The following is a 21462-nucleotide window of genomic DNA, read 5'->3' as shown; positions in this document are numbered from 1 at the left end:
GCCTGTGTCTCAATCCGATTTGAGAAATAATTTTGCGAATTCGCACGATCAGAAAGACCATCGTTCCGATGGTTCTTACATTAATTTTAACAATAGCAGGCTGCGCGAGCACGAAAAACGTCAGTCCCGAAGATACGCTTCAGGACACGTCGTCGCTCGATGCCGGCGCGACGCTGCGTGCGGCTAACACCGACGCGGCGTGGCCGGCGTCGACATGGTGGCGCGCCTACAACGACCCGCAACTCGACGCCTGGGTTGCCCGCGCGCAGGCCGGGAATCCGACGCTGGCGCTGGCCGCCGCACGCGTGCGCGAAGCCCGTTCGATGGCCGGCGTGGCGCAAGCCGCGCTCGCGCCTCAAGTCGATGGATCGATGGCGATCAACCGCCAGCAGTGGCCGGAAAGCGGCTATTACGGTCCCGGCCCGTACAACAACGTCAACACCTGGGACAACACGGCCGCGCTGCAGCTCTCGTACAACCTCGACCTCTGGGGCCGCGACGGCAACGCGGCGGAACGCGCGCTGGATGCCACCCACGCGCGCGCCGCCGATGCCCGTGCAGCACAACTCGAACTCGAAGCGAACGTGGTGCGCGCGTACATCGGTTTATCGCAGGGATTTGCGTTGCGCGACATCGCTCAATCCACGCTCGACCAGCAGCAGAAAATCGCGGCGCGTGCGCGTCGGCGGCTGCAGGGCGGGATTGGAACGCAGCTTGAAGTGGCGCAGGCGGAAGCGTCGTTGCCGGATTACGAGCGCCAGGTCGAGACCTACGATGAAGCGATCGCGCTCGCCCGCAATCAGCTTGCGGCGCTCGCCGGCGCGGGCCCGGGTGCGGGCGATTCGATCACGCGTCCCGTGCTGTCGCTGGCAACGCCTCTTGGCTTGCCATCGGCTTTGCCTGCTGAACTGATCGGACGTCGACCGGATGTGGTCGCGGCACGCTGGACTGTAGCCGCTCAGGCGCGCGGTATCGATGTCGCGAAGGCGCAGTTCTATCCGAACATCAACTTGATGGCGTCGCTGACGCAAATGTCCGCGGGCGGCGCGCTGCTGACCTTCCTCACCGGTAACGGTAGCGGCTGGACTGCGGGACCTGCCATCACGCTGCCTATCTTTGAAGGCGGCCGGCTGCGCTCGCAACTCGGGGCGGCATCGGCGCAATACGATCAGGCCGTCGATCACTACAACGCCACGCTGGTTGCAGCATTGCGCGACGTCGCCGATCAGGTCGTACGGCTCCAGTCGCTCGATCGCCAGCTCGACTCGTCCGGCCGCTCGGTCGCCGCCGCGCAGAAGAGTTATCGGCTGGCTGACGAGGGGTATAAGCGCGGCTTGACCGATTACCTGAACGTGCTCGTCGCACAGACGCAATTGCTGCGCGCCCAGGACGGCGAGGCACGCGTGCGCGCCGAACGGCTCGCCGTGTATGCGACGTTCTCGGCGGCGTTGGGCGGCGGCATCGACAGTTCCACCGATAGCCCCGCCAGCAGTCCCACAGACACGCAGATGAAACCGGCGAAGCATATCGGGCCGTTCGCCGAGCACAGAAACGCGTCATCTGGCGAGCGGAGCGAGTGAGCATGTCGACGCCCTCCTCCTCGCTGAACCGACCTCATTCGCTGCTGGCAGACTGGGCAGCGACCGACGGTCTCGCCTGGATTCACATCTTCAAGGCGGCGTTGGCAGCGTTCCTCGCGCTGTGGATTGCGATGCGTCTCGACCTGCCGCAACCACGCACCGCGATGACAACCGTGTTCGTCGTGATGCAACCGCAAAGCGGCATGGTGCTGGCGAAAAGCTTCTACCGTTTCTGCGGAACGCTCGTCGGCCTCGTAGTGATGCTCGCGTTGATCAGCCTGTTCTCGCAACAGCCGGTTTTGTTTTTATCGGCGACAGCGCTCTGGGTCGGCATCTGCACCGCGGGCGCGGCACGTAACCGTAACTTTCGGTCGTACGGTTTTGTGTTGTCGGGCTATACGGCCGCGCTCATTGGCATACCGGCTGCGCAGCATGCGGACGCCTCGTTTCTGTCGGCGATGACGCGCGTTGCCGAAGTATCGTTAGGCATCCTGTGTTCAGGCGCAGTCAGCGCGCTCGTGTTTCCGCGCCATGCCGGCGCGCAAGTCCGGACCTCTGTGCGCACGCGTTTCACCGCGTTCGTGGATTACGTGTCGAAGGCGTTGGGCGGCGGTATTGAACGTTCGCAAATCGAGCGCATCAATGCGGCATTCGTCGCGGACATCGTCGGGCTTGAGGCTGCGCGGAGTGTGGCCGTGTTCGAAGATCCCGACACACGCATGCGCAGCGGCCGGGTCGCGTTACTGAACGCCGAGTTCATGAGCGTTTCGACACGCTTTCACGCGCTGCATCAGTTGATGAACCGTCTGCGCGTCAACGGTGCAGCGGCGACGGTCGACGCTTTGGAACCCTATTTCCGCGAGGTCGCGCCGTTGCTGAGCGCAGCGGGCGGGCCGGTGGAGAAAGCCGCCGATGCAGCTCACGCCGCCGCGCAACTCGATACCTTCAAGGCCTGGCTGCCCAAGCGTATCCGCGCAACGCGACGCGCGCTTGATCCTGCAATCGATCTGCTCGAATTCGATACCGCCGCCGAGTTGCTGTATCGCTTCGTGGATGACCTGCATGCCTACACGCTGACTTACGCGTCGCTCGCGGTGCCCACGCACGAGCGCGAGCACCGCATCACGCGTTATGTGCCGAAGACCAGCTTGCTCGCAGCCGGCGTGTCCGGACTGCGGGCGTTCGCCGTGATCCTGGTCCTGAGCGGCTTCTGGATCATATCGGCGTGGCCCAGCGGCGGCACGGCCGTGCTCGACGCGGCAGCGGTGATTGCGCTCGCCTCATCGTCGCCGCGACCTACGCAAATGGCCTTCCAGATGGCCGCAGGCACGGCGCTCGCGACCGTCGCCGGCATGATCGTGGTGTTTGGGTTGTATCCGCATATCGATGGATTCTTGTTGCTGTCGGCCGCGCTCCTGCCGTTCCTGATGCTGGGCGTCTTCATCAGTACGCGGCCCGGCATGATGGGCGTCGGCGTCGGGTATTGCATCTTCTTCTGCTTTCTAGCGGGTCCCGACAACCTCATTCAGTACGATCCGTCGGGCTTTATCAACGACGCCATTGCGCTCGTCGTTTCCATGCTTGCTTGTTCGATGGCCTTTGCCGTGCTGCTGCCCACCGACGCGCCATGGCTGCGCCGTCTGCTGTTGCGTGAACTGCGGCGGCAGGTGGTGACAGCGAGCCAAGGCAGCCTGACCCGGCTCGCGATGCGCTTTGAAAGCGGTGCGCGCGATTTGCTTTCGCAGATCGACGCGCTTGCAGCAGGTCGTGAGGATCTGCAGCGCGAAGCATTGCGCTGGCTGTTCGCGGTGCTTGAAGTGGGCCACGCGGTGATTGACCTGCGTACCGAGTTGAGCCGCGCGGACAGCGATACCGGCGCTGCCGCGCGCGCGTCCAGGGCGTCGATCACACAGGCATTGCATCAGGTAGCGCGCCTCTTCGATCATCCCACCACTCCGCGCTTCGATGCCGCGTTGTCGGCGACCGCGGTGGCTATTGAACATCTGCGGGCGCAGCTCGATACCGTGCATGAGCCGCGCGAGGAACGCCATCGGCTGGATCGGATGTCGAGTCATCTGCATTTCATTCGTACGGCCTTGCTCGATCCACAATCGCCGCTGGGCCATCTCAGCCAGCGCGAACGCCCGCAAGAAGGAGCGCCCCATGCCGCGTGATATCGCAATTCTCGACGCCTACGTACCGACGATCCTGCTGCTGTTTATCGCAGGCGGCTTGCTGACGTGGTTTGTTGATCGGCTACTGGCGCTCACGGGCTTGTATCGCGTGGTGTGGCATCCCTCGCTCTTTCGCGCGTGCCTGCTCGTGTGCACCTGCGGGCTGTTTGGGCTCGCGGTGTATCGCTAAGCCGTCGCTGAACATTATTGAAGGATTAAAACCGCATCATGATCATCAGGAAAATTTTCGGGCTCTTCATGACCGCGCTCATTTTCTGCGCGGCCATCTTGATCGGGCGCGTGCTGTGGGTGCATTACATGGACCAGCCGTGGACCCGCGACGGACGCGTGCGCGCGGACGTGATCAACGTCGCGCCTGATGTCTCCGGCGCGGTCGTGACCATGCCGGTCGCCGATAACCAGCTCGTCCACAAAGGCGATCTGCTGATGGAAATCGATCCGTCGCATTACAGGATTGCCGTCGAACAAGCGCAGGCTGCGGTTGCCGCGCGCCAAGCAGATTTACGCATGCGTCGCGACGACGCCGCGCGCCGCGCGGATCTGGACAACGAGGTGGTGTCGAAGGAGTCACGCGATAACGCAAGCCAGGCCGCATCCGGCGCCGCCGCGAACTTGCAGCAAGCGCAGGCAGCGCTCGATGCCGCCGAGCTGAATCTGGCGCGCACGAAAGTGTTTGCGCCAGTGGACGGCTACGTGACGAACCTGAACGTGCATCGCGGCGACTACGCGACAACAGGCGCAGCGAAACTCGCTATCGTCGATAGCCATTCGTTCTGGGTCTACGGATATTTCGAGGAAACGAAGCTGCCGCGTGTGCGTATTGGCGATAAGGCTGAGATGCGGCTGATGAGCGGCGGCGTGTTGAAGGGCCACGTACAGAGTATTTCCCGCGGCATTTACGATCGCGACAATCCACAAAGCCGCGAGCTGCTCGCCGATGTGAACCCCACGTTCAACTGGGTCCGGCTCGCGCAACGCGTGCCGGTGCGGATTCATATCGACGAGGTCCCAGCAGATGTCGTGCTGGCTGCGGGGACTACGTGTACCGTGGTCGTGGCCCCTACTGGCAAGCAGAGCAACTTATAACGAATCGAATGTTTCCTGAGTCGTATCGATAACCATAAGCCCCGCTCTCAAGCCCGGCTTGACCGTCGGATTCGGAAACACGATGCGCTCCTCGTCGCGCAGCACTTCGTACGCGTAATCGCCATCCTCGGCGAGCACCGTGCCGCGCGCGAACGGCGTGAAGTTCGCGACATCGCCGGCTACGTGCAGCTTGAACGCCTCGCTCTGTTTGTTGATTTGTCCGACGACGGTGAACACTTTCAATGTCTGGCTAGACGGTTTGGTCGGCGCAAGCCCCGCAATCAGCCGCCGCAACGCGGCGTCTGAAGCCGCGAAACGCGATAGATCGTTGTGCCCGAATGCCCGCACCTTGCCAAGCTCCAGCGTGCACGCGAGCGCCCCGCATTGCTCTGCAGTGAAATGCGTGAACGTGTTCGACTTCTCCTTGTGCAGCAATACCGCCGACAACCCCGCATCTTGTAACCAGTCGAACATCGCGGGTGACAATGGCTCAGCCGTGTAGGGCAGCAACGCAAACTGCTCGAACACAGACGGGCGGATGGCCGTGTGCATATCGATATGCCACTTTGCGTGGGTAGCGTCGCCCTCGGCTTCGGCTTTAGCTTCCGCGAAAAACGCCCGAGTGACATTCTCAAGTTCTGCTGCGCGCGGCGATTCATGACTCGCAGCAAGCTCAAGATAGCGGCCGTTGAACAGCCGGTTGAGATCGTCATCGCGATACCGGCAGGACGCACGCATCGCGTCGATATTGCCAAAGATGACCAGCACGCGGCTCCTCAGCGCCGCCTTGCCGCTCGCGATATCCGCGACGAGCATCGACAGCATTTCGATCGGCGCGGTTTCATCGCCATGAATTCCCGCCGATGCCGCCACGCTTTGCAGCGTCGCGTTCTGTGGTTCAAAGCGAACGATGCCGTCTCCCAGCCACGCCCACTTCACGCCGCTCGGCAACGTGCCTTCAGTCAGTGCGGGCTTTTTCCCATCGAGCACAAAGTCGAGAAAGTTCGCGAACATGGTCGCCTCAGCGCTGGAAGTCATAGATAGCACCAAGCTTGAGAATCCCAGTCAACGCATCAAGCGCCGCGCGTGATTCATCGAGAAGTTTCAGGTCGGCGAGATCACCGGGTGCAATACGGTCACGATAGTGCGTGTCGATCCAGGCATCGAGTTGCGCGAACAATGTGTCGTTCATCCACACGCCAGGGTTGACTATGCCCCGCTCCGTATCGTTGAGCACTACACGAAGGCGCAAGCACGCAGGACCACCGCCGTTCTTCATGCTCTCGCGAAGATCGAAGACGAGGACGTCGTCAACGGACGTGGCACGTCCTTTCAATGAATCGAGGTACTTGGCGACACGTTCGTTTTCGCGGCACTCCTGCGGCACAACCAGCACCTGCCGGCCGTCTGGTCGCGTCAGCAACTGGCTATTGAACAGATACGAGGAGACGGCATCGGCCACACAGACTTCGTCTTCCGGCACTTCAATAGCGGTGAATGCGCCGCCATGTGTTTCGAGTTTCGCCCGAAGCTGGTCGTACACGCCGGCCTGATCGAGGAACGCGCGCTGGTGGCAGAACAGCGTGTTGCGGTTGCCCACGGCGATCACGTCGTTATGAAACACGCCGGCATCGATCACATCAGGAAGCTGTTGCGCGAACACGGTCGCGTCGTCCGATAGCCCGTGAAGGCGAGCAACCGCACGGCTTGCCTCAAGCGTTTGGCGTGCGGGAAAACGCTTCGGTTCTGCCGTGCCTTGAGCGTATTCGCTGCGTCCGTAGACGAAAAATTCCACGCCCTTCTCGCCATACTCGTTGCAAAAACGCGTGTGGTTTGCCGCGCCTTCATCGCCCAACGCAGGCGTTCCCGGCAATGCGTGATGGATCTTGAAATGTTTCTCATCGGCGAAAATGGCCGAGAGCGAACGGCGCGTTTCCTCATGCTCGATCGCACGATGCAACTTCGTGCTGAGATTGGCCGGCGTGAAATGCACGCGGCCATCGTTCGTATCCGCCGATGGACTCACCGTCGCCGCGTTCGCGGTCCACATTGCCGAAGCGGAGCTCGCAGCAGCAAGCAATTCTGGCGCTTCACGCGCAGCACGTTCGACGACCGTAGCGTCGTCGCCGGTGAAACCCAGGCTGCGCAGCAACTTGAGCGACGGGCGCTCGAGCGGCGGCAACACACCTTGATGAAATCCAAGGTCGGCCAGTTGCTTCATCTTGCGCAAGCCCTGCTTCGCCGCGGCTTTCGGATTGGCGGCCGATTTCTCGTTGTTGCGCGACGCGACATTGCCGAACGACAGCCCCGCATAGTTGTGCGTCGGGCCGACCAGCCCGTCGAAGTTCGCTTCGAATGCTTGCATCGTGGTTCCTCAGAACTGAAGGCCGGGCGAGACGCTCGCGGGCATTTGCAACTGGGTGCTTTCGACGGACGCCATAGGATACGAGCAATAGTCCGCTGCGTAAAACGCGCTCGGACGCTGGTTGCCGGAGCGGCCGATACCACCGAACGGCGCCGCTGACGACGCGCCATTGGTCGGCCGGTTCCAGTTCACAATGCCGGCTCGAATGGTACGCTGGAAGTGCGTCCACGCGGCTTCGTCGTCGGCTAACAGGCCCGCGGACAAACCGAACGCGGTGTCGTTGGCGCGCTCTATTGCCTGATCGAAACTGCTGTAGCGCGTGAGTTGCAGCATCGGGCCAAAGTGCTCTTCGTCGGGGACGTTGCGCGCATTCGTCACGTCGATGATCGCAGGAGTAACGAAGCCAAGCTGCGCCGAGCGTTGCGTCATTTGAAGCAACGGCTTGCCGCCCGCTTCGATCAACTGCGCCTGCGCCTGCACGAGCTTCGCGGCTGCGCGCGCCGAGATCACCGCGCCCATGAACGGTTGTGGGTCTGCGTCGAAGGCGCCGGTTTTGATCTTCGACGTCACGTCGATCAGGCGCTCGGTGAACCGCTCGCCGAACGCATTGTCCGGAACGAACAACCGGCGCGCGCACGTGCAGCGCTGCCCCGCCGACAAATACGCCGACTGGATCGTGTGATGCACGGCGGCATCAATGTCCTCGACTTGAGCCACGACCAGCGGATTGTTGCCGCCCATTTCCAGCGCGAGCACGATCTCCGGACGACCGCCGAATTGCCGATGCAACAACGTGCCGGTATCCGAGCTGCCAGTGAAGAACAGTCCATCGATCTGCCGATGATTCGCAAGCGCAATGCCGGTGTCCTTCTCGCCTTGCACCAGGTTCAGCACGCCGGCGGGCAAGCCGGCTTGCGCCCACAAATCCACCGTCAGCGCGGCGACACCGGGCGCGAATTCCGATGGCTTGAACACGACCGTATTCCCCGCGATCAACGCCGGGACAATATGCCCATTCGGCAAATGTCCCGGGAAGTTGTACGGGCCAAACACGGCCACCACACCATGCGGACGATGCCGAAGTACGGCTATGCCGTCGGCCATTTCCTGGCGTTTCTCGCCGGTGCGTTCGTGGTACGACTTGACGGAGATATCGACTTTAGCGGACATCGTCGCAGCTTCGGTCCGCGCTTCCCACAACGGCTTGCCCGTCTCGAGGCCAATGGTATGAGCCAGCGTTTCCTTGTGCCCGGTCAGCAACGCCGCGAAACGCCGAGTGATGGCTATGCGTTCGTCCAGCGTCAACGCGGACCACGAAGCGAAAGCGCGTCGCGCTGAAAGCACGGCGTGCTCGACGTCCTGAACCGACGCGCTCGCGCCTTCCCACACCACGTCACCATTGCCCGGATTGCGCGACGCGAACGGGGCGCCCGTGCCCTCGGTCCACGTTCCGTCGATAAACAATTGAGTCGAAATCGTCGTCATGATCCTTGTCCTTAACTTGCTTTCTTTGAGCGCGGCTGCGATGCCAAGACGCGCACCGTATCGCCGGCTTGCACGCGAAGCGCATCGGCTTCTTCAGGCGTCAGCAAAAAGCTGCCGTCTTCGGGCACGCCGAACGTCGCGCCGCAGCGGAAGTCGTCCAGCGACGTATTCGATACCAGGCTGCGAGCCTCGCCGTGCACTGCACGCTCACCCACGCGCACCGTCACCAGCACGCTCTCGCGCACCGTGCGCAAGTCGGCTACGTGGCATTCGAGGACCGGGCCGGCATCGAAGATATCGACGTGATTTTCATAGCGCAGCCCTTCCGTTTCGAGCATCTTGCGGGCAGGCATGGTGTCGCGATGCGTCAACCCGACCGCCGCTTGCGCGTCTTCCGGCAGCATGGCGAGATAGACCGGATATCGCGGCATCAACTCGGCCAGGAACGACTTCTTGCCGTGCGAGCTGAGATAGTCGGCAGCGTTGAAATCGATCTGGTAAAAGTGCGATCCCACTGCCTGCCAGAATGGCGATGCGCCGCTTTCGTCGAAGTGACCGCGCAGTTCGGCGCAAAGACGCTCCGGAAAGCGCTCGCGGAATTGCGCGATAAACATGAAGCGCGAACGCGACAGCAAACCGCCCACGCCGGCCGTGCGATATCGCGGGCTTAAAAAAAGCGAACAGACTTCGGCATAACCGGTGAGATCGTGTGAGATGTTGAGCAGCGACATCTTGGTCCACACGCCCAGGTCGCGGCTCGCATGCACGACCGTCGACACGCGATAGTTATAAAACGGCTGCTCCAGTCCGACTTCCGTTTCAATACCGCACACGCCCGCAATGTCGCCGGTGGCCGTGTCTTCCATCGCAAACAGATACCCTGCTTCGAAGGCTGCGGCTTCGTCGGCAAGCGTGCGTCGTGCACGTTCAACGCGCGCAGTCAGCGCATCGCGATCCGGCTTGAAGGTGGTGAGTCCCGGTCCGGTCTCGTGCGCGAGCGCGACAAGCGCGTCGACATCTCCAGGCTGCACGCAGCGGACAACGATCATTGCAATTCTCCCGAAGCCTGATGAAGTGGCACACAACGCACCGTATCGGAATCTTTCACGCTTAGAACCTCGCACAGCTCGGCGGACAAGGGCGCACCGCTCACACGCGACGACGGCAAATTGACCAACGCGCATCGAAACGCGTGCGCGCCGCCGGCAGCAATCAGGTACGGCGTGCCCGACGTGCCCGTGTCGTCCTGAGCCGCTCGCACGGCGCGAACTTCGTTCGCCAACACGGACGCACTGCGTTCAACCGCGACGGTCAGAACAGGGCCTGCATCGAAGATATCGACGAAACGATCCGGCTCGAAACCTTCCTCAAGATGGATGTCATACGCGAGCAACGCGCCGTCGTCCGGTTCGCCCAGCACGCGTTGTGCTTCGGGCGGCAACAAAGGCACGTAGAGCGGATAACTCGGCATGACTTCTGCGATAAACGTACGGCTGCGGCCACCCGATTCCAGTTCGACCTGCTCGAAATCGCGGCCAAAGAATTTCCGCCCGACCGCTTCCCAGAATGGCGATACGCCCGCTTCGTCGGTAACGCCAAGCATGAGCGAGAAGATGTCGTCGGAGAAACGCTTGCGGTTCGCGGCCACGTACATCATGCGGGCACGGGAGAGCAGATGCGCGGCGGCATCGTGCGTGGCCTCGCGCACCGACAGGTCAATATAGAAACCCGTCAGGCGGCTCTTGCCCGTGAGTTCATGCGACATGGTGAGCGCGTGGATCTTGCGGTTCACCTTGAGCTCCCGCGACGCGTGGATCAGCGCGTCATTGCGGAACGCGTAGAACGGTTCCGAATATCCCGCCGATGCCACGATGCTCGAACTGCCAAGCAACGCACCGGTCGTGGTCTGTTCGAGCACGAACAGGTAAAACTCCTCGCCCGGAAACTCGACTTCCGCGCGAAACGAATCTTCGGAGAGCGCAACGCGCGTTTCCAGCACACGGCGGTCGCGCGGCAACGAATGCAGTACCGGATGCGCGGCATTCGCCATCCGTTCGAGCGCGTCGAGATCGGCGAGTCTTGCGGGGCGGACGATTAACATCGGCGGTTCCGTTGGTTGAAAGAATTGACCGAAGCCCGCACGCTCAATGCGCCAACTCGGCGATGGCCTTTTCGATGCGCGCAAACCCTTCGTCGAGATCAGCCATGGGCATGATCAGCGACGGCGCGAAACGCAGCACGTTCGGCCCTGCAATCAGCATGATCACGCCGTTTTTCGCGGCGGCAGTGAGCACATCCTTGGCGCGGTCCTTGTAAGCATCGGCGAGTTCGGCGCCAATCAAAAGGCCCTTGCCGCGGATCTCCTTGAACACGGAGAAACGCTCGTCAATGCGCTTCAAATGCGCCTTGATCGCGGCGCTGCGTTGTTGCACGCCTTCGAGCAAGGCGGGGTCGCTGATCAGTTCAACCACCTTGTCCGCAATAGCCGCGCCCAACGGATTGCCGCCGTAGGTCGTTCCGTGCACGCCAACCTTGAAATGCGCGGCGATCTTGTCAGTGGTCAGCATTGCACCGATCGGGAAACCGTTGCCGAGCGCCTTCGCGGTCGTGAGGATGTCCGGCGTCACGCCGTAGCCCATGTACGCGTAGAACGTGCCGGTACGGCCCACGCCCGTTTGTACCTCATCAAAAATCAGCAGTGCGCCATGCTGGTCGCAAGCCTCGCGCAGACTCTGGAGGAACGCGAGATCGGCGGGCAGCACGCCACCTTCGCCCTGCACCGGCTCGACGATTACCGCGCAGGTTTGCGGGCCAATTGCGGCACGCGCGGCGGCGAGGTCGTTATAAGGAAGATGGGTGATGCCTTGCGGCGTCGGGCCGAAGCCCTCGGCGTATTTCGGCTGGCCGCCCACGCTGACGGTGAACAACGTCCGGCCGTGGAACGACTGCGTGAACGAGATGATTTCGACTTTCTGCGGACCGGTGTTGTCGATCGCGTAACGGCGCGCGAGTTTCAGCGCGGCTTCGTTCGCTTCCGCGCCGGAATTGGCGAAGAACGCGCGGTCGGCGAAGGTCAGGTTGGTGAGGCGAGTCGCCAGCCGCAGCACCGGTTCGTTGGTGTAGCCATTGCCGATATGCCAGAGTTTCTGACCTTGATCGTGGAGTACTTTCAGCAGTTCGGGATGCGCGTGACCCAGCGCCGTTACCGCAATACCGCCGGCGAAATCAACATAGTCACGACCTTCCGTGTCCCACACGCGGGAACCAAGTCCGCGATCCGGCACGAAATTCGCCGGGGAGAAAAGAGGCACCATCACTTCGTCGAACGTACCGCGCGTTACATTGAGATCCGTCATGAACCGCTCCTTAGCTTGTTCGGGTATTCAGCTTATGTTCCACCATGCACATCGTTCTCAGATGGTAGGCGCGCCCGGGCGCCGCGTCTTGCGGGAACGCGACAAGGTTTCATGGTATTCGAGGGGATTGACGCTCGTAAGTCAGCCGAAAGGCCTAGGCGTGCGGAGCGATCACGCCGATCGCCCCGCCAAGGCCTTGTAGCCGCGCCGATAAGCCCAGCTTACTTGAGGCTTCCAGAGAGGAACTGCTTCAGCCGTTCGCTCCTGGGCGTGCTCAGCACTTCAGCCGGCGCGCCCTCTTCTTCTGTCCGGCCCTGGTGCAGAAACATCACATGATTCGATACATTGCGCGCAAAGCCCATCTCATGTGTCACGACGATCATCGTGCGGCCTTCTTCGGCCAGCTTCTGCATGACCTTGAGCACTTCGCCCACCAGCTCGGGATCGAGCGCGGACGTGGGTTCATCGAAGAGCATCACGTCGGGATGCATGGCGAGCGCGCGGGCAATGGCCACGCGCTGCTGCTGCCCGCCCGACAAGTGCGACGGATATTGCTTCTCCACCTTCGGCGCCAGCCCGACCTTCTCAAGGCATTCCCGCGCCCGTTCGCTCGCTTCCTTCTTCGATAACCCCAGCACGTGCATCGGCGCTTCCATGACGTTTTCAATCGATGTCATGTGCGCCCACAAGTTGAAATGCTGGAACACCATCGCGAGCTTCGTGCGCACGCGCTGCAACTGCTTGTGGTCGGCCACTTCGAGATTGCCCATGCGGTCGGCTTTCGTGCGCACCGGCTCGCCGTCGACGATGATCTCGCCCGCGTTCGGCCGTTCGAGGAAATTGATGCAGCGCAGGAAGGTACTTTTGCCCGAGCCGCTCGAGCCGATGATGCTGATCACATCGCCGGCGTTGGCCGCGAGCGAGACGCCCTTGAGCACCTCGTTCTCGCCGAAGCGCTTGTGGATATCGCGGGCGACGAGTTTGACCGCGGCGTTTTGCGCGGCGGCCGATGCAGCATTTTGTGCGGATGATTCCAACGCATTCTCCCCGGAAGATGGGTCTGGCGGGCTTCATGAGTCTGATAGCCCGCCCTATGTCGATCATGGCTGCGGATTCTACCGAAAGCCGCCAGCGAGCAGTCATAGGGACAAACGCCCTCGCCCGGCAGCAGCCTAAGGTCACTCCTTTTCAGCAGGTGCTGGCGTGACAGCGCGCACTTGCTGCGCCACGCGCCCATTGGCGATCGCGATCTCGGGACTGGTTTGGAGCAACGGGAGGTATTGCGCGTCGAATGCAGTATGGCGATCCTTCGCGCCGAACATGGCCGTGACCGCGTGCGCCATGTCGATACGGCCGTCCGGCGTGGCTTCGTCGTCATCGAGCACGTCGTCAAGCGCGGCAATCAGGGTGGAGAGCGGGCCCAGCCATTTGTAAGCGCTGCCGTTAATCACGATCTGCAGGAACTCGCCCGGCGACACCACGCCGAATTCGGCTTCGTGGCGGGTACGCAATTCGTCGAGGATGCTACGGTGCAGCGCCAGCAGCGGATGGCGCACGTCCTTGAGAAACGCGGTTGCAACCGGATCGGTCATCCTGGTGATGGTCATGGTCATTGCCCCGAAGTGGAAATGAGGCAAGCCTACACTGTCGCCGGACCACGTCCTACATAGCGAATAAAATCCGGCGCCGTCAGCGGCGCGGAAAATAGCCAGCCTTGCCCGAATTGGGCGCCGCGCGTGCGCAGGTAACACGCCTGCTCCTCGCGCTCGATCCCTTCGGCAACCACCTGGACATGCAGCGTCAGCGCCATGTCGATAATGTGCGACGCCACGCTACTGGATGCCGAGTCCTGATCGACGGTATCGACGAAAGACTTGTCGATCTTCAGCGCATCCACCTGGAAATTCTGCAGGTGCGAGAGGCTCGAATAACCCGTCCCGAAGTCGTCGATATACACCGGATGCCCGGCATCGCGGAACGCCTGGATCACTTCCTTGGCGGCATCGGCATCGAGAAAACAGCGCTCGGTCGCCTCGATCCGGATCTGCTGCGGCGCGATCTTCGCCGCCTCGAGCGCGGGTGTGAGGCGCTCCAGGAACCGCCGCGATGTCAGGTCCGGCGCGCTCAGGTTGATCGATACATAGAGCTCGCTATAGCGCTGCAAGAACTCGCCAAGTTCGAGCAGGACCGTATCGAATACCTGGTCGGTGATGGCCTGGATCAGGCCACGATGTTCCGCGAGCGGAATGAAATGATCGGGACGCACGATGCGATTCTGGTGCTTCCAGCGCACCAGCGCTTCGGCGCCAATACAGCGGCGCGTGGCGAGATCGACAATCGGCTGATACGCGACGATGAATTGATGCCGGCGCACGGCATCGCTGAGCTGCCCGGTTGGCGAGAGACGGCGCACCATCAAGAGGCCGAGCCACGCGGAAAGCGTCAGGCCGCTCGCGATACCCGCAAGCAGCCAGGTCCAGGGCAGCGCGCGCAGCCGTTCAGCGAAAGTCGCATCCGATGTGCGCGCGACGTTCGTCGTGTTGACCACGCTTGCTGATTCAAAGCCGCTATGGGGCGTACTAATATTCCCGGGATTCGCGGGTATCACCGCAGTGGCGAATCCGGGCAGCGGAAGCTGCGCAAATAACCGGGACGGTGCGGACACAACGGGCGTGTTTGCGATCAGGCGGATCGCACCGGTGTCGACCATGCGCACAACGTAGCTTTCGAGCGCAGCGGCTTCCCGTGCTGCAGCGACGCGTTCATCCACGCCGGGCGCAAACAGGACGCACAATACGCCCGGCAACAACGCCACGATTAGCACGATGCCTGCCAGGAACGCCACGCGCCCGCTGTGTTTGAACGTGCTCATCGTGCGCTCATTTCGCGACGCCTTTGCGCCGGATGCGCGCTGAATGATGGATTTTAATGAGGCACCTGTTGACATCTGCGTCGATTTTGTCAAGGTTGGGTGGCTCGCGCCTAGTGCGCCGTTAGCGCTGTTGATAGTGGTCCGGTTGTTCAGGCCGTAAGTGGTGTCCGCTTGGCTGACAACCGTATCCCTGTTTCCTTGCATGGTCCCTGCAAACGGCCCAGTTTAGCGGCGAGATACACCGGGCTTCAATGCTTCGCGGCTCACGAAATGCCCGCTTTGGTGGGCTGGCGCACGCCGGCTCAGTGCTTTTCCGGCACGCACGCAGAGACGTCTTGGAATTGGCGGATGAGTCCGATAGTCGTGAGAAAATCAGACCTTTGGTTGATGACATTTCTCATGACTGTCATTGGCCGCATTATTGGCTGATTAACACTTGAACCATGGAGGCACTCGATGGCATTGCACGAAGCCGGCGCTCTCACGATCCGCGACGCGAACGCTACCGATTTCGAAACGATCACCCGCATTTATGCTCATTACGTGCTGCATGCTCTTGCGACCTTCGAGGAAACGCCGCCGGGCGTCGACGAGATGCGTCAACGTCACGCGGCCATCACCGGTGCGGGCCTGCCCTACCTCGTAGCGCAGATGGATGGCGTGGTGGTGGGTTACACGTATGCGACCGCGTATCGGCAGAGATCGGCGTACAGGCACACCATAGAAGATTCGGTTTATATCGCCGATGGTTTCGGTGGACGTGGTCTCGGTCTCGCGCTCCTCACGGCGCTGATCGAACGTTGCGATGCAGGGCCGTGGCGCGAACTCGTGGCCGTGATCGGCAACAGTGGCAACGCCGGGTCGATTGCGTTGCATGCGCGTCTTGGATTCGAGCATGTCGGCGTGTTGCGCAAGGTCGGCTACAAACATGGCCAATGGGTGGACACAGTGCTGATGCAACGATCCCTCGGCGAAGACAAGGCGTTGATTCCGCAGGAATGAGCCATATAAGGTGTACCGGAGGGTGTGCGCGGTTCATCGCCGCATAGTTCGCAGCGACACCGCTTTCACCCTACCATTGCAATGCATCGCGCCCCTCTCCTCACCTCTCTTTCAGCCTGAGCTTTAGTTGCCCACTTACACCCTCGCCGCCGCCGTCAGTGCAGAAATCGATATCCGCAAAAGCCGTTTTATCGCGTTGGCGATTCCTGTCGCCGATCGCGCGGCCGCGATGCTCGAACTCGACGCACTGCGCGCTCAGCATCCCAGCGCCACGCATGTCTGCTGGGCGTTGCTGGCGGGCGGTGAATCCGGCATGTCCGACGACGGTGAGCCTTCGGGCACCGCCGGCCGGCCGATCCTGGAAGTGCTGCGGCATCACGAAGTGGATGGCGTGCTGGCCGCCGTCGTGCGCTACTACGGCGGCATCAAGCTCGGCGCCGGAGGCCTGGTCCGTGCGTACACGGACGCCATTGCAACCACGATGCAACTGGCCGAGCGCATAGAACGCGTGGCGCTCGGCGTGCTGCAAGTGGAAGTGGACTACGCCGATGAAGCGCGCGTGCGCCGCTGGGTCGACCAGGAAGGCCATGCACTCGATGAACCCCGCTACGGCATGGCCGTAAGCCTGTCGATCCAGATGCCGCTTGCCGTGCGCGACCAGGCCGCCGATGTTATCCGCGACCTGACCCACGGTCGCGCGGTCATTACCAAAGCGCCCTGAGCATCATGAGCGCCGCCGACCGTCCACGCTCTTTTACGATCACGCTGCTGCCTTCGCAGCGCGCGTTCGCGTCAACCGGGCAGACCACGATCCTTGAAGCGGCCGCGCTTGCCGGGCTGCGCCTGTCGAGTTCGTGCCGCAACGGCACGTGCCGCGCTTGCTTGTGCCGTCTGCTCGATGGCGCCGTGCAGTATCGGATCGACTGGCCGGGGTTGAGTGCGGGCGAAAAGGCCACGGGCTGGATTCTGCCGTGCGTGGCGCTGCCTACGTCCGACTTGACGATCGATCAAGTGGATTTCCTGGAAATTCCGAATTCCACCGGCACAAAACGACCTCGCGGCCGGGGTTTTTGAGCGCGTGAATCGGCCTCGGAATGCGTGCTGCGCAAACCGTCGGCGACCCAAGGCCGGCACCCGGGTAATCCGGGATTGTTGTCTTTTATCAAAGACATACGATGACATTCCCGAGCGCCGAAGCGCGTCTGATTGTTCCGCCGCGTGTAATCGATGCGCCGAAAAGTGTACAATTGCCTTTTACCCGATTTTCTGGCAGGGCCAGACCAACTGAGATATCAATGACAAAAGTATTGTTGAAAGAGAACGAGCCTTTCGACGTCGCCATGCGCCGTTTTCGTCGCACCGTCGAACGTACCGGCCTGATTCAGGAACTGAAGTCGCGTATGGCTTATGAAAAGCCGACCACCGAGCGCAAGCGCAAGAAAGCTGCTGCTGTTGCTCGCCTGCGCAAGCAGATCCGCCGCGCGCAATTGCCCAAGAAAATGTATTGATGGTGTTGTACGTCTGAACGGCAGCTTGCAGGTCGACCCAGTTCGATCGAAGCGCCGAGTAGCCAGGAGCTTGTTCGATCGGCCCCGGTGTAGGCCAGATAAGTGCGAGGTAATTGTCCGACACACGGACGACCCTTGATACGAATGCGAGCGTCCAAATCCGTGGCCCGCGATTCGTGGCTCGATCCGCGAATAAATCATAGGCACTGCGCCCATCGAGGCGAAGCTTGAGCGGCAGCCGCATTCAGCACCGTCTAGCGCGCCCTTGCTGAATCGAGCATGTCGGATTGACCGCATGAAGCCATCGACAGATCGTGCGGAAATAGAAACCGCACTCCACGCTTGGCTTCCGTTGAAGGCTCGAAGACAACGAGTGCTGATAACTGTATCGGCCCTGTCCCTCGCATCCAGAATTCGAAACCTGCGCGATTTATATCGTGTGGGATTTTTGTGCCTGACGAATAGTCACGAACAGTCACCGAAGCACTTTTCGACCGTGCACGACCGTAAACGCATAAAGCCCGGTTAGACCGGGCTTTATGCGTTTAATCTTTGGTTGCGGGGGTAGGATTTGAACCTACGACCTTCGGGTTATGAGCCCGACGAGCTGCCAGACTGCTCCACCCCGCGAAAAAGATTATAGCGCTAAGGGTATGTCAGGTCAAACCGAATCGAAGAATATTGTGAATGAATGCGAGTGCGTTGACGTTATTGCATCGATGCCGGCTTTGCCGGAAACGGATCTGTCCCACTACGTACCACGTCCACACAACGCCGACGTTCTCGCGACAAGCGATTTAACAGCGGCAGCAAAATAATGGCGACGGCAGCCCCGCCGGCCGCGAGCCAGCCAAGTCCGAAAAATAGCTTCGTATAAAGCGGCAGCGATTGCAGCGAACTCAGGTCGTTGGACGGCATGCGCGCGAAGTTGGCGACCACGCTGCCCAGATACTGCGATACCCCGGTCGCGACGTAATACGCGCCCATCATGAAACCGCTCATGCGTGCGGGCACGTAGTGGGCGATCATCGCGAGGCCCAGCCCGGACACCAGGAGTTCGCCAAGCGAATAGAGCCCGTAGCCACCGACCATGAACCACGACGACACGCGGCCATCGACGGCATATCGGCCGCTGAACGCGAACACGCAAAATCCCAGCGCCACCACCATGAAACCCAGCGCGTACTTTGCGGCGATGGGGACGTCATGACCACTGTTCGCGAGGCGCGTATACGCGATCGCGAGGAACGGACTCAGCAGCATGATCCACAGTGGATTCAACGCCTGGAATTGGGCAGCGCTCCATGAGAACAAGGTCACGTTGAAGAGCGTGAACGATGCGTCCACGTTGCGCAGCGCGAACAAGGTCAGCGACGTGCACATCTGCTGATAAAAGATGAAGAACAGTATGACCTGCAGCGTGAGGATCAATGCTGCGAGCAAACCAGCGCGCTCGCTTCGATCGCATTTCAACTGCATCCAGCCAAAGATCATGAGCACGGCAGCACCTGCCCCGTATACGCAGATCGCAGCCACCCCTTCGTTCTGCAGCACGAACACTGTCGCTAGACCCAGGGCCACGCCGCCCAATGCGACCACGGCGAAGCGGCGCCACTTGGATCGGCTCGTCGTCCGGCGCGGAGCCGATGTGCCCGACCGTACGCCGCATCAGCATGAAGTTGATCAAGCCCAGCACCATGCCCGCGAAACACACGGCGAAAGCCGCGTGCAAGCCCCAGTGATCCTTGATCCACGGTGTTGCGAGCATCGAAATGGTCGAGCAGATATCGACCGACATATAGTAGATGGTGAACGCGCTGTCGAGCCGCGCATCATCACCTTCGTAAATGCGCCGCACGAGATTCGCCGCGCTCGCCTTGAAGAGGCCATTGCCCACCACGATCACACCTAGCGCCGCGTACAGGTATCCCGATGAATCGAACGGAATGGAAAGCATCAGATAACCCGATGCCAAAACGCACGCGCCGAAGATCATCGTGCGCCGCGCACCCAGCACCTTGTCGCCAATCCAGCCGCCAATTGCAGGCGCCGAGAACACGAGTGCGGTGAACGCGCCCCACGTGAGGTTCGCGCGCGAATCGGCGAAACCAAGTTTGTCGATCATGAACAGCACGAGTAACGCAGCCATGCCGTAATAACCGAAACGCTCCCACATCTCGATCAGGAAAACGGTCGTGAACGAACGCGTCTGAGACGCGCCGGACGGATGTGGAGTCATGGGTCATTCTCGTTAAGGGTGGACGTCGCCTCCTGCCTTCGAATCGTTCGCACCGCATGGCGACCTATTCATTAATACAGGAGTCCGATACATGGGAAGCCGGGATTATCTTATCCCAACACTTTGGGGGAATGTGTGGCAAAGGCTTGCACATACAGCGTTCAGTTTTTTTGAGATTAAGGACGCGGTTGAAAATCAGATGGAGCTATATTTTCGGATTGGATACGTTTTTTATTCCACCAATCATTTCGTATAACGATCTATTTCATTTTTTTGGCATGGGACAGCAAGCTTTTTGAAACTCATGGTAACTTTGTGTCTTTAATCATTCTCAGGTGTACGTCGATATGAACACTATCAAGGCGATTCTCACCGGCCACACACGCGGTCTCGGCGCGGCGCTGGCCGACCTCATGCTGTCACGCGGCATCGAGGTGCTTGGGGTATCGCGTACGAGGAGCAGCACGTCCGCTTCGTCCCTCTTGCGGGAAGTCGAACTCGATCTCACGAATTCCGCTGCGTTAGGCGAATGGCTTTGGACTGAAACGCTCACCCGGTTTATCGATGGTGGGCATACCGTCCTGCTGATCAACAATGCCGGCATGTTGCAACCGGTTGGCCCAATTGAAGCGCAAGACGTGAACGCGATCGGGCGATCAGTGAGCCTGAATGTTGCCGCGCCGCTGATGTTGTCGGCAGCAGTAGCAGCAGCAAGCCACGCGGCTTCTGATCGACGGATTGTGCATATCTCGAGTGGCGCGGGCCGCAACGCCTATCCCGGCTGGAGCATCTATTGCGCGACGAAGGCGGCGCTCGACCATCACGCGCGCGCAGTCACGCTGGATCGCAACCGGGCGTTGAAAATCTGCAGCGTTGCACCGGGCGTAATCGATACCGACATGCAGGCCGAGATTCGCGGCACGGGTCTGGAGCACTTTCCGTTGCGGGAGAAATTCGATGAACTCAAACGCAGCGGTCAACTTTCCACCCCAGCCGACGCTGCGCGAAAAGTGCTCGACTACGCGTTAAGCGATACGTTCGGCGACACGCCCGCGGTGGACGTGCGCGATCTTTCGTGAATGTCCGCGTCAAGCGCATGAGGATCGTGGCGAACGGCGTGCTGCGAAAGCGCATCGGCGGCGGCGTTGCGGGCGCGGGGAATCCACTGAAGGCGAACATCGGCGAGCTGGGCGATCAAAGCGCGCGCCTGCGCCGCGTAAGTGCTTAGCGCGGGCGCACTACTGGCTTCATCGCGGAGCACGTCTTCAATGACGACCTGACTGTCGCCATGAATCACCAGCTTGGCCGGCGCCGGCTTTCGCGCTACCGCGGCTTCGAGCACCGCGATCAAAGCAAGATATTCCGCTTCGCAACTGTCGCCATGACCGGCGCGCGCGCTGATTTTCACAACCTCGCCGTCAGGACTCTCCAGCATGCCGCCAATGCCGATCTTGCCAGGATTCGGATACGCGGAACCATCGAACCACGCATGCCAGGCAGCGGCATCACGGACAACGGGCCGGACTTTTCGGGCTGCGCGTGCGGCTGCACGTTCTTGTTCACGATGGTGTCGCGCCTGCTCAGCTGCGACCCTTTCCCGATGCCGTGCGCTCACGAGCTCCGCGAGCGTCCTTGTGCCGGCGGATTTTTCCAGTGTCTGCGTCAAGGCAGCGTGAGCAGAGAGCGAAGTGAGCTTCGACAAACGCCGGCTCGTCGCGCGCTCCTTTTTGTAGGCAATAAGCAATAGCTCTTCGAACTCGAACATGCCGGGCAT

19 protein-coding genes, 1 tRNA gene and 1 pseudogene are annotated in these 21462 nt (G+C 61.1%); 9 read left to right on the top strand and 12 right to left on the bottom strand.

The window, feature by feature from the left end; genetic code table 11:
• Positions 1 to 68 precede the first annotated feature (68 nt).
• The 4 genes from ACSQ83_RS04330 to ACSQ83_RS04315 are packed head-to-tail and all read left to right on the top strand — an operon-like array spanning position 69 to position 4861.
• Positions 69 to 1580 carry an efflux transporter outer membrane subunit gene (locus ACSQ83_RS04330; RefSeq protein ID WP_436227326.1) on the top strand — a complete coding sequence of 504 codons (1512 nt, stop codon included), beginning with the start codon at positions 69 to 71 and terminating at the stop codon, positions 1578 to 1580.
• Between the two features lie 2 nt (positions 1581 to 1582).
• A complete protein-coding gene (locus tag ACSQ83_RS04325) occupies positions 1583 to 3754 on the top strand; it encodes an FUSC family protein (RefSeq protein ID WP_436227325.1) in 2172 nt (723 codons plus the stop codon).
• Positions 3744 to 3944 (top strand): DUF1656 domain-containing protein, encoded by a 201-nt coding sequence (locus tag ACSQ83_RS04320; RefSeq protein WP_414951416.1) that lies wholly within the window; start codon positions 3744 to 3746, stop codon positions 3942 to 3944. The genes ACSQ83_RS04325 and ACSQ83_RS04320 overlap by 11 nt, the downstream gene beginning before the upstream one ends.
• Positions 3945 to 3982: 38 nt before the next feature.
• Entirely contained in the window at positions 3983 to 4861 is an 879-nt protein-coding gene (locus ACSQ83_RS04315) for an efflux RND transporter periplasmic adaptor subunit (protein WP_436227324.1), read from the top strand.
• Here the strand turns inward: ACSQ83_RS04315 and astE are convergent.
• From astE to ACSQ83_RS04270, 9 genes are all read right to left on the bottom strand, one after another.
• Positions 4856 to 5899 (bottom strand): succinylglutamate desuccinylase, encoded by a 1044-nt coding sequence (gene astE / locus ACSQ83_RS04310; protein ID WP_436227323.1) that lies wholly within the window; start codon positions 5897 to 5899, stop codon positions 4856 to 4858. The two genes, ACSQ83_RS04315 and astE, sit on opposite strands and share 6 nt — an antisense overlap.
• Entirely contained in the window at positions 5883 to 7226 is a 1344-nt protein-coding gene (gene astB, locus ACSQ83_RS04305) for an N-succinylarginine dihydrolase (protein ID WP_436227322.1), read from the bottom strand. Before astB ends, astE begins: the two co-directional genes overlap by 17 nt.
• 9 nt (positions 7227 to 7235) lie before the next feature.
• Positions 7236 to 8711 (bottom strand): succinylglutamate-semialdehyde dehydrogenase, encoded by a 1476-nt coding sequence (astD, locus tag ACSQ83_RS04300; protein WP_436227321.1) that lies wholly within the window; start codon positions 8709 to 8711, stop codon positions 7236 to 7238.
• Positions 8712 to 8722: 11 nt separating this feature from the next.
• On the bottom strand, positions 8723 to 9760 hold the full coding sequence (gene astA, locus ACSQ83_RS04295) for an arginine N-succinyltransferase (protein WP_436227320.1): 1038 nt from the start codon (positions 9758 to 9760) through the stop codon (positions 8723 to 8725).
• Entirely contained in the window at positions 9757 to 10812 is a 1056-nt protein-coding gene (aruF, locus tag ACSQ83_RS04290; protein ID WP_436227319.1) for an arginine/ornithine succinyltransferase subunit alpha, read from the bottom strand. Before aruF ends, astA begins: the two co-directional genes overlap by 4 nt.
• 43 nt (positions 10813 to 10855) lie before the next feature.
• On the bottom strand, positions 10856 to 12067 hold the full coding sequence (locus ACSQ83_RS04285; RefSeq protein ID WP_436227318.1) for an aspartate aminotransferase family protein: 1212 nt from the start codon (positions 12065 to 12067) through the stop codon (positions 10856 to 10858).
• A 221-nt stretch (positions 12068 to 12288) separates the two neighbouring features.
• Entirely contained in the window at positions 12289 to 13104 is an 816-nt protein-coding gene (locus ACSQ83_RS04280) for an ABC transporter ATP-binding protein (RefSeq protein WP_165091971.1), read from the bottom strand.
• A gap of 141 nt (positions 13105 to 13245) precedes the next feature.
• Positions 13246 to 13674: a hypothetical protein gene (locus tag ACSQ83_RS04275; protein WP_436227317.1), complete on the bottom strand. Its 429-nt coding sequence runs from the start codon at positions 13672 to 13674 to the stop codon at positions 13246 to 13248.
• Between the two features lie 32 nt (positions 13675 to 13706).
• A complete protein-coding gene (locus ACSQ83_RS04270) occupies positions 13707 to 14939 on the bottom strand; it encodes an EAL domain-containing protein (RefSeq protein ID WP_436227316.1) in 1233 nt (410 codons plus the stop codon).
• Positions 14940 to 15395: 456 nt separating this feature from the next.
• Between ACSQ83_RS04270 and ACSQ83_RS04265 the strand changes: the two genes are divergently transcribed.
• The 4 genes from ACSQ83_RS04265 (at position 15396) to rpsU (ending at position 17449) form a co-directional block, all read left to right on the top strand.
• Positions 15396 to 15941 carry an N-acetyltransferase family protein gene (locus ACSQ83_RS04265; RefSeq protein ID WP_436227315.1) on the top strand — a complete coding sequence of 182 codons (546 nt, stop codon included), beginning with the start codon at positions 15396 to 15398 and terminating at the stop codon, positions 15939 to 15941.
• A gap of 127 nt (positions 15942 to 16068) precedes the next feature.
• Entirely contained in the window at positions 16069 to 16662 is a 594-nt protein-coding gene (locus tag ACSQ83_RS04260) for an IMPACT family protein (RefSeq protein ID WP_436227314.1), read from the top strand.
• 5 nt (positions 16663 to 16667) lie between these two features.
• Positions 16668 to 17015: a 2Fe-2S iron-sulfur cluster-binding protein gene (locus tag ACSQ83_RS04255; protein ID WP_436227313.1), complete on the top strand. Its 348-nt coding sequence runs from the start codon at positions 16668 to 16670 to the stop codon at positions 17013 to 17015.
• 221 nt (positions 17016 to 17236) lie between these two features.
• Positions 17237 to 17449, top strand: a complete 213-nt coding sequence (rpsU, locus tag ACSQ83_RS04250) for a 30S ribosomal protein S21 (protein ID WP_165093256.1) — start codon at positions 17237 to 17239, stop codon at positions 17447 to 17449.
• Positions 17450 to 18002: 553 nt separating this feature from the next.
• On the opposite strand, the gene ACSQ83_RS04245 is transcribed toward rpsU, so the two are convergent.
• Positions 18003 to 18079 (bottom strand) — tRNA-Met (locus tag ACSQ83_RS04245).
• A gap of 78 nt (positions 18080 to 18157) precedes the next feature.
• Positions 18158 to 19688, bottom strand: a pseudogene (locus tag ACSQ83_RS04240) (peptide MFS transporter).
• Between the two features lie 347 nt (positions 19689 to 20035).
• Here ACSQ83_RS04240 and ACSQ83_RS04235 point away from each other — a divergent pair.
• Complete coding sequence (locus ACSQ83_RS04235; RefSeq protein WP_436227312.1) at positions 20036 to 20767, top strand: SDR family oxidoreductase; 732 nt, start codon at positions 20036 to 20038, stop codon at positions 20765 to 20767.
• On the opposite strand, the gene ACSQ83_RS04230 is transcribed toward ACSQ83_RS04235, so the two are convergent.
• Positions 20707 to 21462 (bottom strand): ribonuclease HI family protein, encoded by a 756-nt coding sequence (locus tag ACSQ83_RS04230; protein ID WP_414951495.1) that lies wholly within the window; start codon positions 21460 to 21462, stop codon positions 20707 to 20709. The genes ACSQ83_RS04235 and ACSQ83_RS04230 overlap by 61 nt on opposite strands.

Source organism: Caballeronia sp. LjRoot29, assembly GCF_964252755.1.
In the GTDB taxonomy this organism is placed as follows: domain Bacteria; phylum Pseudomonadota; class Gammaproteobacteria; order Burkholderiales; family Burkholderiaceae; genus Caballeronia.
The sequence above is the reverse complement of the archived record's forward strand: the minus strand, read 5'-3'. Positions and strand labels throughout refer to the sequence as shown.

Bases quoted from the DNA above. Each gene is read 5' to 3' on its own strand.
- ACSQ83_RS04325 (WP_436227325.1), top strand. From the start codon at position 1,583: ATGTCGACGCCCTCCTCCTCGCTGAACCGACCTCATTCGCTGCTGGCA.
- ACSQ83_RS04255 (WP_436227313.1), top strand. From the start codon at position 16,668: ATGAGCGCCGCCGACCGTCCACGCTCTTTTACGATCACGCTGCTGCCT.
- rpsU (WP_165093256.1), top strand. From the start codon at position 17,237: ATGACAAAAGTATTGTTGAAAGAGAACGAGCCTTTCGACGTCGCCATG.
- ACSQ83_RS04330 (WP_436227326.1), top strand. From the start codon at position 69: ATGGTTCTTACATTAATTTTAACAATAGCAGGCTGCGCGAGCACGAAA.
- ACSQ83_RS04270 (WP_436227316.1), bottom strand. From the start codon at position 14,939: ATGAGCACGTTCAAACACAGCGGGCGCGTGGCGTTCCTGGCAGGCATC.
- astE (WP_436227323.1), bottom strand. From the start codon at position 5,899: ATGACTTCCAGCGCTGAGGCGACCATGTTCGCGAACTTTCTCGACTTT.
- ACSQ83_RS04315 (WP_436227324.1), top strand. From the start codon at position 3,983: ATGATCATCAGGAAAATTTTCGGGCTCTTCATGACCGCGCTCATTTTC.
- ACSQ83_RS04285 (WP_436227318.1), bottom strand. From the start codon at position 12,067: ATGACGGATCTCAATGTAACGCGCGGTACGTTCGACGAAGTGATGGTG.
- astA (WP_436227320.1), bottom strand. From the start codon at position 9,760: ATGATCGTTGTCCGCTGCGTGCAGCCTGGAGATGTCGACGCGCTTGTC.
- ACSQ83_RS04230 (WP_414951495.1), bottom strand. From the start codon at position 21,462: ATGCCCGGCATGTTCGAGTTCGAAGAGCTATTGCTTATTGCCTACAAA.
- astB (WP_436227322.1), bottom strand. From the start codon at position 7,226: ATGCAAGCATTCGAAGCGAACTTCGACGGGCTGGTCGGCCCGACGCAC.
- ACSQ83_RS04235 (WP_436227312.1), top strand. From the start codon at position 20,036: ATGAACACTATCAAGGCGATTCTCACCGGCCACACACGCGGTCTCGGC.
- aruF (WP_436227319.1), bottom strand. From the start codon at position 10,812: ATGTTAATCGTCCGCCCCGCAAGACTCGCCGATCTCGACGCGCTCGAA.
- ACSQ83_RS04275 (WP_436227317.1), bottom strand. From the start codon at position 13,674: ATGACCATCACCAGGATGACCGATCCGGTTGCAACCGCGTTTCTCAAG.
- ACSQ83_RS04320 (WP_414951416.1), top strand. From the start codon at position 3,744: ATGCCGCGTGATATCGCAATTCTCGACGCCTACGTACCGACGATCCTG.
- ACSQ83_RS04265 (WP_436227315.1), top strand. From the start codon at position 15,396: ATGGCATTGCACGAAGCCGGCGCTCTCACGATCCGCGACGCGAACGCT.
- astD (WP_436227321.1), bottom strand. From the start codon at position 8,711: ATGACGACGATTTCGACTCAATTGTTTATCGACGGAACGTGGACCGAG.